Raw genomic sequence first — 12,703 nt, forward strand, 5'->3', positions numbered from 1 at the left:
AATCCTCTCCCGTTTATCAGGACGTTTCAATTAGGTAAAGGTACATATGGGTAAAGCACTCGTCATCGTTGAGTCCCCGGCAAAGGCCAAAACAATCAATAAATACCTCGGTAATGACTACGTGGTGAAATCCAGCGTCGGTCATATCCGTGATTTGCCGACCAGTGGTTCAACGGCCCGTAAAAGTGCCGACGGGGAAAAGGCGAAAACCGGCAAGAAAGTAAAGAAAGATGAAAAGGCCGCGCTGGTTAATCGCATGGGCGTTGACCCGTGGCACGGCTGGGAAGCGGACTACCAGATTCTGCCCGGCAAGGAAAAAGTCGTCTCTGAACTGAAGAACCTGGCTGCCGATGCCGACCACATCTATCTCGCAACCGACCTTGACCGCGAAGGGGAAGCCATTGCCTGGCACCTGCGGGAAGTGATCGGCGGCGATGACAAACGCTTCAGCCGCGTGGTGTTTAACGAAATCACCAAAAATGCGATTCGTCAGGCGTTCGAGAAGCCGGGCGAACTGAATATTGAGCGCGTCAATGCGCAGCAGGCGCGTCGTTTTATGGACCGCGTGGTGGGCTATATGGTCTCGCCGCTGCTGTGGAAAAAAATTGCCCGTGGCCTGTCGGCCGGACGCGTGCAGTCGGTTGCCGTGCGCCTGGTGGTGGAGCGCGAGCGCGAAATCAAAGCCTTCGTACCGGAAGAGTACTGGGAAATTGACGCCGATCTGTCGACGCCGAAAGGCGATGCGCTGGCGGTCAGGGTGACGCATCAGGGCGACAAAGCGTTCCGCCCGGTGAACCGCGAGCAAACCGAAGCGGCCGTGGCCATCCTGGAAAAGGCGCGTTACGCCGTTCTGGATCGTGAAGACAAGCCGACCAGCAGCAAACCGTCGGCGCCGTTTATTACCTCGACGCTGCAGCAGGCGGCGAGCACCCGCCTTGGTTTTGGCGTGAAGAAAACCATGATGATGGCACAGCGTCTGTATGAAGCCGGTCACATCACCTATATGCGTACCGATTCCACCAACCTGAGTCAGGATGCGGTGGCGATGGCGCGTGGCTACGTGGAGAAAAAATTCGGTAAGAACTACCTGCCGGATGCGCCCAACACCTACGCCAGCAAAGAGAATTCACAGGAAGCGCACGAAGCGATTCGTCCTTCTGATGTCAACGTTGCCGCCGAGCAGCTGAAGGATATGGAAGCGGATGCGCAGAAGCTGTATCAGCTGATCTGGCGCCAGTTCGTGGCCTGCCAGATGGTGCCCGCGCAATATGATTCCACCACGCTGACTGTCGGCGCGGCAGATTTCAAACTGAAAGCGAAAGGGCGTACGCTGCGTTTCGACGGCTGGACCAAAGTGATGCCGGCGCTGCGTAAAAATGATGAGGATTTGACGCTGCCGCCAGTGAACGTGGGCGACACGCTGGATCTGAAATCCCTGCTGCCTGGCCAGCACTTTACCAAGCCGCCGGCGCGCTTCAGCGAAGCTTCGCTGGTGCGCGAGCTGGAGAAGCGTGGCATTGGCCGTCCGTCTACCTATGCTTCGATCATTTCCACCATTCAGGATCGCGGTTACGTGCGGGTGGAAAACCGCCGTTTCTACGCCGAGAAGATGGGTGAGATTGTTACCGATCGTCTGGAAGAGAACTTCCGTGAGCTGATGAATTATGATTTCACCGCGCACATGGAAGACAGTCTCGATCAGGTCGCGAATAACGAAGCGCAATGGAAAGCGGTGCTGGATTCATTCTTCAGTGATTTCAGCCAGCAGCTGGAGCAGGCGGAGAAAGATCCGGAAGAGGGCGGCATGCAGCCGAACCAGATGGTGCTGACCTCCATCGACTGCCCAACCTGCGGACGCAAAATGGGGATTCGCACCGCCAGCACCGGCGTGTTCCTCGGCTGTTCCGGTTATGCACTGCCGCCGAAAGAGCGCTGCAAGCAGACCATTAACCTGATCCCGGAAAACGAAGTGCTTAACGTGCTGGAAGGCGATGATGCCGAAACCAACGCGCTGCGCGCCCGTCGTCGCTGCCAGAAGTGCGGCACCGCGATGGACAGCTACCTGATCGACAACGGCCGTAAACTGCACGTCTGTGGTAATAACCCGGAGTGTGACGGTTATGAAATCGAGCAGGGTGAATTCCGTATCAAAGGTTATGACGGTCCGATTGTTGAGTGCGAAAAATGTGGCTCTGAAATGCACCTGAAGATGGGGCGTTTTGGTAAGTACATGGCCTGTACTAACGACGAGTGTAAAAATACCCGTAAGATTCTGCGCAACGGCGAAGTCGCGCCGCCGAAAGAAGATCCGGTACCGCTGCCGGAGCTGCCGTGCGAGAAATCGGATGCGTATTTTGTGCTGCGTGACGGAGCTGCGGGCGTGTTCCTGGCCGCTAACACCTTCCCGAAATCTCGTGAAACCCGTGCGCCGCTGGTGGAAGAGCTGCAGCGCTTTGCTGACCGTCTGCCGGAGAAACTGAAATATCTGGCCGAAGCGCCAGCAGTGGATCCGGAAGGCAATAAAACGCTGGTGCGTTTTAGCCGTAAGACCAAACAACAGTATGTTGCCTCAGAAAAAGAGGGCAAAGCGACCGGCTGGTCGGTTTTCTATATCGACGGTAAGTGGCAGGAAGCGAAGAAGTAATCTCCCTGAAGGCCAGCGTTCGCTGGCCTTTTTCCCATCCTTATAGCTAATCGTTCTACATTCTTACGTTAACTGATATAGTAGTTATAGCTTATTGCATTTTGCTGACTCGCTTTCCCTCATTATTACGCCATCAGGGCGGATACACGCCTGCAGGGAATGCACCTCTGTCGCTATCGGGAAGATATAACTATGAAATTGCAGCAGTTGCGTTACATCGTTGAAGTCGTTAACCACAACCTCAATGTCTCCTCCACGGCAGAGGGGCTGTATACCTCGCAACCGGGCATCAGTAAGCAGGTGCGCATGCTGGAAGATGAGCTGGGCGTGCAGATTTTTGCCCGCAGCGGCAAACATCTGACGCAGGTGACGCCAGCGGGTGAAGAGATTATCCGTATTGCGCGCGAAGTTTTGTCCAAAGTGGATGCGATCAAATCGGTTGCCGGTGAACACACCTGGCCAGATAAAGGATCGCTGTACGTGGCCACGACCCACACTCAGGCGCGTTATGCACTGCCTGGCGTAATCAAAGGCTTTATCGAACGCTATCCGCGCGTTTCCCTGCATATGCATCAGGGCTCGCCCACACAAATTGCTGAGGCGGTCTCCAAAGGCAATGCCGATTTCGCCATTGCCACCGAAGCGTTGCACCTGTACGACGACTTGATTATGCTGCCGTGCTATCACTGGAACCGCGCCATTGTGGTCACGCCGGATCATCCGCTGGCGGGGAAATCCAATGTGTCGATTGAGGAGCTGGCTGATTTCCCGCTGGTAACTTACACCTTCGGTTTTACCGGCCGCTCAGAACTGGATACTGCGTTTAACCGTGCCGGTTTAACGCCGCGTATTGTTTTTACCGCAACCGATGCCGACGTGATCAAAACCTATGTGCGTTTAGGCCTGGGGGTTGGGGTGATTGCCAGCATGGCGGTGGACCCGGTTTCCGATCCGGATTTGGTGCGCATTGAAGCTTCAGAAATCTTCACCAATAGCACCACCAAGATTGGTTTCCGGCGCAGCACCTTCCTGCGCAGCTATATGTATGATTTCATTCAGCGCTTCGCACCGCATCTGACGCGAGACGTGGTGGACGCCGCTGTGGCGCTGCGCTCAAACGAAGATATCGAAGCGATGTTCCGCGATATCAAGCTTCCTTTCAGGTAATCACCTAACTCATTATTTTTGCGGGATGTCCAGCGACTTCCCGCACACCTCCCGCCGCTTAGCACCAGCAGAACCTCAAAAAATTCCATTATTTTTTTGTAAATGAAACATGCGTCACATGTTTTTTCATTGTTATTTATTAAATGCGAATCAGTACACAATTTTTACTTTGCCGCTTTGCGGACTGCCAGGAATATTCCCATACTCCAGTTAAGAGCTGATGAGAAAGGGCTTTTTAACTGGCTCGTTAAATTAAACTCAAATTTAGAGTGGATCTAATTTTGGTTTAAGCCAAATTTACAATGTAACTATTAAATTAATAGTTTGCAGCGTGCTTAAATTTATCTCATCAGTCTTGGCGGTTTTGATAAATAGCGTTAATCGTTGTGCTCAATAAAAATAACTGGATTTTTGGACTTAACAAGTTTAGGATTCGTCCTAAATCTTCATCGTTGTTATCAATCGTTTTATTGAGAGTGATTATCAAAAACTATGACTACGAGATTAACTGTACAACCGGACTTCCGGGCTAAAAGCACTAAGGTAGAGCGTTCAGGTAACATCCGTCGCAAAGCCTGGTTGACTGTCTTCGCTGCTTCAGCACTGTTCTGGGTAGTGGTGGCGTTAATGATTTGGCGTATGTGGGGTTAAGCCATGTGGGCAAATACACTCAGTCGTAAATATCCGGTCGCTGCGCGTCAGCCTAAAGCACCGGTGTGCAAAGCCAAAGACGCGCCTGCTGAACCGCAAGTGGCAATCCCGGCTTCATGGGAACTGAGTGAACAGCAGCGCAGCTTTATTGAATCATTCATGGATCCGAAGTCTAAATAACGCAGTCTGCGTCCAATTCTTATTAAGACATACTGTCGCGCATTTTACCGGACTCTCCGGTGGGCACGTTAAAAGCCCGTCCTTTAACACTCAGCATCTAAAAAAACGGTGTCATCAGTACAACGCTGAAGACGATGGCTTTTTGTTGCCCGCGATCCGGGAGGAGTGACAGATGAATACCACAACTTTTTCATGGCTCAGCGTTTATGCCTTCTCAATGGCCTTTTGGGCTGCGGCCGTCTGGGCCGTGCTGTAATTCGCTAATCCTGCCAGTTAACGCTTTCTGAATGCCCTGACACTAGTCAGGGCATTTTTCGTTGCGGTTTTGTGTGTCAATTCGTGTTGTTATCAAAACGTTAACGAAAATGTGGTCTATCTTTAAGCTAAACCTTGCACTCTCTGAGGTTTAGCAGAAGAGCCCATAAAAGGAGGAGTTATGTCGTTAACGTTACGTGAGCAGAGTCAGGATGCGCTGGAAGTAGGGGCAAAAAAATATCATTACTACAGTTTGCCGAAAGCCGCTCAGCAGGTCGGTGACATCGATCGCTTACCAAAATCCCTCAAGGTTCTGCTGGAAAACCTGCTGCGCTGGCAGGATGAAGATTCCGTAACGGCAGCAGATATTCAGGCGCTGGTGGCGTGGCAGCAAACTGCACATGCCGATCGCGAAATTGCTTATCGTCCGGCGCGCGTATTAATGCAGGATTTCACCGGCGTACCGGCCGTGGTTGACCTGGCGGCGATGCGTGAAGCCGTTAAGCGGCTGGACGGTGATGTGGCGAAAGTTAACCCGTTGTCACCGGTCGATCTGGTGATTGACCACTCGGTCACGGTCGACCATTTTGGCGATGACGATGCGTTTGAAGAAAACGTGCGCCTGGAGATGGAACGCAACCACGAACGCTACGTTTTCCTGCGCTGGGGGCAAAAAGCCTTTAACCGTTTCCGCGTCGTGCCGCCGGGCACCGGTATCTGTCATCAGGTCAATCTGGAGTACCTCGGTAAAGCCATCTGGCATGAAACGCTGGACGGCAAAGAAGTAGCTTATCCGGATACGCTGGTCGGTACCGATTCCCATACCACCATGATTAACGCCCTGGGCGTGCTTGGCTGGGGCGTGGGCGGCATTGAAGCTGAGGCCGCCATGCTGGGCCAGCCGGTTTCAATGCTGATTCCCGATGTGGTGGGTTTCAAGCTGACCGGCAAACTGCGTCCCGGTATCACCGCCACCGACCTGGTATTAACCGTGACGCAGATGCTGCGCAAGCACGGGGTGGTCGGTAAGTTTGTCGAATTCTACGGTGACGGATTGGCCGATCTGCCGCTGGCGGATCGCGCAACCATCGCCAACATGGCGCCAGAATATGGCGCAACCTGCGGTTTCTTCCCGATTGATGAAGTAACGCTCAGCTACATGACGCTCACCGGGCGCGATGCGCAGCAGGTTGAGCTGGTGGAAGCCTATGCAAAACAGCAGGGGCTGTGGCGTAAACCGGGCGATGAACCCATCTTCACCAGCACGCTGGCGCTGGATATGGCTGAAGTAGAATCGAGCCTCGCCGGTCCGAAGCGTCCGCAGGATCGCGTCTCCCTCGGCGACGTACCGGCGGCCTTTGACGCCAGTAACGAGCTGGAAGTGAATCACGCGCAGAAGCCGCACAAAACGGTCAGCTATCTGGACAGTGAAACCGGCGACCGCATCCAGCTGGATGATGGCGCCGTGGTGATCTCCGCGATTACGTCCTGTACCAACACCTCGAACCCCAGCGTCTTAATGGCGGCTGGCCTGCTGGCGAAAAAAGCCGTCGAGCGCGGGCTGATGCGCAAACCCTGGGTAAAAGCCTCGCTGGCTCCGGGATCAAAAGTGGTGTCTGATTATCTCGCCGTGGCGCAGCTGACCCCGTATCTTGATGAGCTGGGCTTTAACCTGGTGGGTTACGGCTGCACCACCTGCATCGGTAACTCCGGCCCGCTGCCGGATGAGATAGAAAGCGCGATCAAAGAGGGCGATTTGACGGTGGGTGCCGTGTTGTCCGGTAACCGCAACTTCGAAGGGCGTATCCATCCGCTGGTAAAAACCAACTGGCTGGCGTCTCCGCCGCTGGTGGTGGCGTATGCGCTGGCGGGCAACATGAAGATCAACCTGCAGACTGACCCGATCGGTCAGGATCAGCAGGGCAATGACGTCTATCTGAAGGATATCTGGCCATCGCCGGAAGAGATTGCCGCATCGGTGCAGAAAGTTACCAGCGACATGTTCCATAAAGAGTACGCCGAGGTGTTCGACGGCACGCCCGAGTGGCAGCAGATCAAAGTCAGCGAAGCCGCCACCTATGACTGGGACGAAGGCTCAACCTATATTCGTCTGTCACCGTTCTTTGACGATATGGAAAAAACGCCGCAGCCGGTGCAGGACATTCACGGCGCGCGCATCCTGGCGATGCTCGGTGATTCGGTGACGACCGACCATATCTCCCCGGCTGGCAGCATTAAAGCGGAGAGTCCGGCGGGGCGTTATCTGCTGGCGCACGGCGTTGAGCGTAATGACTTCAACTCGTATGGCTCACGACGCGGTAACCACGAAGTCATGATGCGCGGTACTTTCGCCAACATCCGTATTCGCAACGAAATGGTGCCTGGCGTCGAGGGCGGTTATACCCGACACTATCCGAGCCAGGAACAGCTGGCCATCTATGATGCGGCGATGAAGTATCAGGAGGAGGGCGTGCCGCTGGCGGTGATCGCCGGGAAAGAGTACGGCTCCGGCTCCAGCCGCGACTGGGCGGCAAAAGGTCCGCGCCTGCAGGGCGTGCGCGTGGTGATTGCCGAATCGTTCGAGCGTATTCACCGCTCTAACCTGATCGGCATGGGCATTTTACCGCTGGAGTTCCCGGCGGGCGTGACGCGTAAGACGCTACAGCTGACCGGGGAAGAGCGTATCGATGTGGCAAATCTGGCGCAGCTGCAGCCCGGCTGCAGCGTCCTGGTGACGCTGACGCGGGCTGACGGCAGTCAGCAGACGCTGGATACTCGTTGTCGTATCGATACCGGTAATGAGCTGACCTATTACCAGAACGACGGCATCCTGCATTATGTGATACGCAATATGCTCAACTAAAAAACAAAGCCGGGCATGCATGCCCGGCTTTATTATTGACGCTGACAGCGTGTGTCACTGAAGCGCTTTGCAAGTGCGCGCACCGCCGCATTACGATTTCGGCAGCAGATGTCCCATCTTCTCGGCTTTCGTATCGAGATAGTGCGCATTTTTCGGGTTACGGCCAACGATCAGCGGCACGCGCTCAACGATATTGATACCCGCTTCTGACAGGATCTCGACTTTGCGCGGATTGTTGGTCAGCAAACGCACTTCATTGATGCCCAGCAGTTTAAACATGTCGGCGCACAGGGTGAAGTCACGCTCATCGGCGGCAAAGCCCAGCTGATGGTTCGCTTCCACCGTGTCGTAGCCTTTGTCCTGCAACGCATAGGCGCGAATTTTGTTCAGCAGCCCGATGTTACGGCCTTCCTGACGATGGTACAGCAGCACGCCGCGTCCTTCTTCCGCAATGGCGGTCAGCGCTGCCTCCAGCTGGAAGCCGCAGTCGCAGCGCAGGCTGAACAGCGCATCGCCGGTGAGACATTCGGAGTGGACGCGCGCCAGCACCGGATTGTGATCGCTAATATCACCATAAACCAGCGCGACGTGGTCGTGGCCGGTTGCCAGTTCTTCAAAACCAACCATCAGGAAATCTCCCCATGGCGTGGGCAGTTTGGCTTCTGCTACCCGTTTCAGCTGCATGTGACTCTCCAGAACCTTCAGAGGATGCGCTATCATCATGATAACGCACGGGCCCGACTGGCCCGACGAAACTGCCGATATTGTGCCATAACCTGAACCAGGGCCGCTAATCAGTCAGAGTGATTGTAGTGATAAAGCACAATTATCTAAGCCGCAACGGGTATGTTATTCTTTTTTCACCTAAAGTTATGCAATACGCCTGTCAGGTCGGGAAACAATAAAGGGACGAGATGTTAAAAATTGTGCAACGCACCACGCTGGGCGCGTTTTTATTACTGCTGATGCCGCTGGGCGTATGGCTTTCCGGCTGGCAGTGGCAACCGGGGGAGAGCGGGCATCTGTTGCGCGTGCTGTTCTGGATCACCGAAACCGTCACCAGTCCGTGGGGCACGCTGACCAGCCTGATTCTGAGCGGCTGGGTATTGTGGTGCCTGCGCTTTCGCCTCCGGCCGGCCATTCTGTTGTTGATTATCATGAACGGCGCGATTCTTGCTGGTCAGTCGACCAAAACTTTTATCAAAGAGCAAGTGCAGGAGCCGCGGCCGTATGTGGTCTGGCTTGAGCACAGCCACGGCGTCAACGAACAGCAGTTTTATCAGCTGAAACGGCAGCAGCGCGGCGAAATGGTGTCCGCCTTGCTCGCCAATGATACAAAGCTGCCCGCCTGGTTAAAAAATCACTGGGCGTTTGAAACGGGCTTTGCTTTTCCGTCTGGCCACACCATGTTTGCCGCCAGCTGGGCGCTGCTGGTGATTGGCCTGTTATGGCCGCGCCGGCATATTGTTACGGTGGTGGTGCTGTTTGTCTGGGCTACGCTGGTCATGGGCAGCCGGCTGGTACTGGGCATGCACTGGCCGCGCGATCTGGTGGTCGCGACGCTGATCTCGTGGCTGCTGGTGACGCTGGCAACCTGGCTGGCACAGCGCTTTTGTGGCCCGCTCAGCGTGCCGCCGGAAGAGCAGCGTGAGATTGCCGGGCGCGATGACGGATTGTAATTTCTCCCTTTGCCCCCATATGATTGATTGTACTTGCAGAAAGGGCACTAACTGCTGCGCGGATAAGCAGCAACAGCGGCACTTTTTTGGCATACTCTACCGGATAACCTCACGACAGGACGCATTGTGAAATATTTGCTGATTTTTCTCGTGGTTTTGGTCATTTTCATCATCTCCGTTACGCTCGGAGCGCATAATGACCAGATTGTCACCTTCAACTATCTGCTGGCGCAGGGCGAATTCCGCATTTCAACCTTGCTGGCCTGCCTGTTTGGTGCCGGATTTTTGCTGGGCTGGGCGATCTGTGGCCTATTCTGGCTGCGCATTCGTGTTTCGCTGGCGCATGCACAGCGTAAACTGAAGCGCATGCAGGCGCAAAATGAACAATCTGCTGCGGTAAATAGCACCTCCACTGCAGTGCGTCGGGATTAATGTTCGATGCTTGAATTGCTGTTTCTGCTTCTTCCTGTCGCGGCGGCGTACGGCTGGTATATGGGCCGCCGCAGTGCGCAACAGGATAAGCAACAGGAAGCTAACCGTCTGTCACGTGAATACGTGGCTGGGGTTAACTTTCTCCTTTCTAATCAGCAGGATAAAGCGGTCGATCTGTTCCTCGATATGTTGAAAGAGGACAGCGGCACCGTTGAAGCCCACCTGACGCTCGGTAACCTGTTCCGTTCGCGCGGCGAAGTCGACCGCGCCATCCGCATCCACCAGTCGTTAATGGAAAGCGCGTCGCTTACTTACGATCAGCGTTTGCTGGCCATTCAGCAGCTGGGACGCGACTATATGGCCGCCGGCTTGTACGATCGCGCCGAAGACATGTTCAGTCAGCTGATCGATGAAACCGATTTTCGTATCAGCGCGCTGCAGCAACTGCTGCTGATTCATCAGGCGACCAGCGACTGGCAGAAAGCCATCGAAGTGGCGGAGCGGCTGGTAAAACTCGGCAAAGATAAGCAAAAGGGCGAAATCGCCCATTTTTACTGCGAGCTGGCACTGCAGGCGCTGAGCAGTGACGACCTCGATCGTGCCATGAGCCTGTTGAAAAAGGGTGAAGCGGCCGACCACCAAAGCGCGCGCGTTTCCATCATGATGGGACGTATCCTGATGGAGCAGGGCGAATACGCGAAAGCGGCGCAGCGACTGCAGCGCGTGCTGGAACAGGACAAAGAACTGGTGAGCGAAACGCTGCCGATGCTGGAAACCTGCTATCAGCGGCTGGAGCAGCCTGACAGCTGGGCGCAGTTCCTGCAACGCTGCGTTGAAGAGAACACCGGGGCCGCGGCGGAACTCTATCTGGCGGACATTCTGGAGCAGCAGCAGGGGCCGGAAGCGGCGCAGCTCTACATTAACCGTCAGCTGCAGCGTCATCCCACCATGCGTGTGTTCCATCGTCTGATGGATTTCCACCTGCACGAGGCGGAAGATGGCCGCGCCAAAGAGAGTCTGATGGTGCTGCGCGACATGGTTGGCGAACAGATTCGCACTAAACCGCGCTACCGCTGCCAGAAGTGTGGCTTCACCGCGCACGCCCTCTACTGGCACTGCCCATCGTGCCGCGCCTGGTCTTCCGTTAAACCGATTCGCGGACTCGACGGCCAGTAAGCTGGCCGCGTTCGGTGATTATTTACAGCGCATAGTAGTTACAACATACTAATAGAGAAATTATCATCCACGCTTCAGCACTGTGCATCACCTTGTCAATCAGCAAGGCAATCGCCGTCGTAACGTTGTCGTGACCGGGTTGCACGGGTAGAATGCTTGCCGTTTGTCCATCGCGCCTGCGGGTGCCAGCCTCTGAGGAAACGTTATGCCTGTTACTCACTCACCGATTCTGGTGGCACTCGACTATCATGATCTCAATAGCGCACTGCAGTTCGTTGACCGTATCGATCCGGGCCAGTGCCGTCTGAAAGTGGGTAAAGAGATGTTTACCCTGTTTGGACCGTCCCTGGTGAAGACGTTGCAGGCGCGCGGTTTTGAGGTATTCCTCGATCTCAAATTTCATGACATCCCGAACACGACGGCGCATGCGGTCGCGGCGGCAGCGGATCTCGGTGTGTGGATGGTCAACGTGCATGCCAGCGGCGGGGCGCGGATGATGAATGCGGCGCGCGAAGCGCTGCTGCCGTTTGGCAGTGATGCGCCCTTGCTGATTGCGGTTACGGTGCTGACCAGCATGGACGAAGACGATCTTGAAGGTCTTGGCATCACCTTATCGCCGGCGCAGCAGGCTGAGCGTCTGGCACGGCTGACGCGCGAGTGTGGTCTTGATGGTGTGGTGTGCTCGGCGCAGGAAGCCGCGCACTTTAAACAGGTTATCGGGCAGGATTTCGCGCTGGTCACGCCGGGTATTCGCCCGGCGGGTAGCGAGGCCGGCGATCAGCGCCGCATCATGACGCCGCAGCAGGCACAACAGGCCGGCGTGGATTACATGGTGATTGGGCGACCGATCACCCAATCTGCCGATCCGGCGCAGACGCTGCAGCAAATCCTGCACAGTTTACAGGAGGGCTAATGGCTCAGGACAATCCGCTGGTTTACTCCACCGAAACCGGCCGTATTACACATAGCGAAGAGAAACCGCAGCGGCCGAAAGGCGATGGCATCGTGCGCATTCAGCGCCAGACCAGCGGGCGTAAAGGTAAAGGCGTGTGCCTGATTACCGGCATCGATCTCGATGATGACGCGCTGGCAAAGCTGGCGGCCGAGCTTAAGAAGAAGTGCGGCTGCGGCGGGGCGCTGAAAGAGGGCGTGATTGAGATTCAGGGCGATAAGCGCGATTTGCTTAAAACGCTGCTGGAAGCCAAAGGCATGAAGGTTAAACTGGCGGGCGGTTAATGAAAGCGGGCCACGCAAGGTGGCCCGATGTGACGTAGATGCGCTGCGTAGCCTGCTACAATATTATTATTAATCAACCTGATGGCCAATAATGCCGCCCACCGCAGCGCCACCGACGGTACCCAGCGCGCTGCCGTTGGTGAGCACCGATCCACCAATAGCACCGGCACCGGCGCCAATCGCCGTGTTGCGGTCACGCTTTGACCAGTTGGAACAGCCGCTCAGGGCCACCACTAACGTCGTTGCCAGCACGGCAACCGTCACGCGTTTCATTGTTGTAGTCATGGACATCTCCTTGATGGTTTGCTCAGAGGCAACTCGTTAAGTATAGATGTTACGCCCTGAAGTTGTTCGCCCGATGCACTCAGGCGGTGCTTTTCCTTCAGCCTGCACGCTGGCGCGCAGCCCTTAGCGCGCGTT

The 12,703-nt window shown here is 55.4% G+C and carries 12 protein-coding genes; 10 read left to right on the forward strand and 2 right to left on the reverse strand.

Annotated elements, in window-relative coordinates; genetic code table 11:
- Positions 1 to 46 precede the first annotated feature (46 nt).
- From topA to acnA, 5 genes are all read left to right on the forward strand, one after another.
- On the forward strand, positions 47 to 2,644 hold the full coding sequence (gene topA / locus FT726_RS23605) for a type I DNA topoisomerase (RefSeq protein ID WP_058774627.1): 2,598 nt from the start codon (positions 47 to 49) through the stop codon (positions 2,642 to 2,644).
- A 192-nt stretch (positions 2,645 to 2,836) separates the two neighbouring features.
- Entirely contained in the window at positions 2,837 to 3,811 is a 975-nt protein-coding gene (gene cysB / locus FT726_RS23610) for an HTH-type transcriptional regulator CysB (RefSeq protein ID WP_021510116.1), read from the forward strand.
- A 492-nt stretch (positions 3,812 to 4,303) separates the two neighbouring features.
- Complete coding sequence (locus FT726_RS23615; RefSeq protein WP_071813666.1) at positions 4,304 to 4,462, forward strand: YmiA family putative membrane protein; 159 nt, start codon at positions 4,304 to 4,306, stop codon at positions 4,460 to 4,462.
- A gap of 3 nt (positions 4,463 to 4,465) precedes the next feature.
- On the forward strand, positions 4,466 to 4,642 hold the full coding sequence (locus tag FT726_RS23620) for a hypothetical protein (protein ID WP_176428134.1): 177 nt from the start codon (positions 4,466 to 4,468) through the stop codon (positions 4,640 to 4,642).
- A gap of 436 nt (positions 4,643 to 5,078) precedes the next feature.
- Complete coding sequence (gene acnA, locus FT726_RS23625) at positions 5,079 to 7,760, forward strand: aconitate hydratase AcnA (protein ID WP_282996761.1); 2,682 nt, start codon at positions 5,079 to 5,081, stop codon at positions 7,758 to 7,760.
- A gap of 90 nt (positions 7,761 to 7,850) precedes the next feature.
- Here the strand turns inward: acnA and ribA are convergent, their stop codons facing one another.
- Positions 7,851 to 8,444 (reverse strand): GTP cyclohydrolase II, encoded by a 594-nt coding sequence (gene ribA / locus FT726_RS23630; RefSeq protein WP_058758620.1) that lies wholly within the window; start codon positions 8,442 to 8,444, stop codon positions 7,851 to 7,853.
- A gap of 230 nt (positions 8,445 to 8,674) precedes the next feature.
- Between ribA and pgpB the strand changes: the two genes are divergently transcribed.
- From pgpB to yciH, 5 genes are all read left to right on the forward strand, one after another.
- Positions 8,675 to 9,439: a phosphatidylglycerophosphatase B gene (gene pgpB / locus FT726_RS23635; RefSeq protein ID WP_058758619.1), complete on the forward strand. Its 765-nt coding sequence runs from the start codon at positions 8,675 to 8,677 to the stop codon at positions 9,437 to 9,439.
- 126 nt (positions 9,440 to 9,565) lie between these two features.
- Complete coding sequence (locus tag FT726_RS23640; protein WP_058771279.1) at positions 9,566 to 9,871, forward strand: LapA family protein; 306 nt, start codon at positions 9,566 to 9,568, stop codon at positions 9,869 to 9,871.
- A gap of 6 nt (positions 9,872 to 9,877) precedes the next feature.
- Positions 9,878 to 11,047 carry a lipopolysaccharide assembly protein LapB gene (gene lapB, locus FT726_RS23645; RefSeq protein WP_058758617.1) on the forward strand — a complete coding sequence of 390 codons (1,170 nt, stop codon included), beginning with the start codon at positions 9,878 to 9,880 and terminating at the stop codon, positions 11,045 to 11,047.
- 205 nt (positions 11,048 to 11,252) lie between these two features.
- Positions 11,253 to 11,960, forward strand: coding sequence for an orotidine-5'-phosphate decarboxylase (gene pyrF, locus FT726_RS23650; protein ID WP_282996762.1), 708 nt, complete (start codon positions 11,253 to 11,255; stop codon positions 11,958 to 11,960).
- The gene (yciH, locus tag FT726_RS23655) at positions 11,960 to 12,283 is read left to right on the forward strand and encodes a stress response translation initiation inhibitor YciH (protein ID WP_021505951.1); all 324 of its coding nucleotides are present in this window, start codon (positions 11,960 to 11,962) and stop codon (positions 12,281 to 12,283) included. The genes pyrF and yciH overlap by 1 nt, the downstream gene beginning before the upstream one ends.
- A gap of 69 nt (positions 12,284 to 12,352) precedes the next feature.
- On the opposite strand, the gene osmB is transcribed toward yciH, so the two are convergent.
- Entirely contained in the window at positions 12,353 to 12,568 is a 216-nt protein-coding gene (osmB, locus tag FT726_RS23660; protein WP_031279061.1) for an osmotically-inducible lipoprotein OsmB, read from the reverse strand.
- Between the last annotated feature and the right edge of the window lie 135 nt (positions 12,569 to 12,703).

Origin of the sequence: Pantoea sp. Morm (genome assembly GCF_016643525.1) — a bacterium.
Lineage (GTDB): Bacteria > Pseudomonadota > Gammaproteobacteria > Enterobacterales > Enterobacteriaceae > Pantoea > Pantoea dispersa.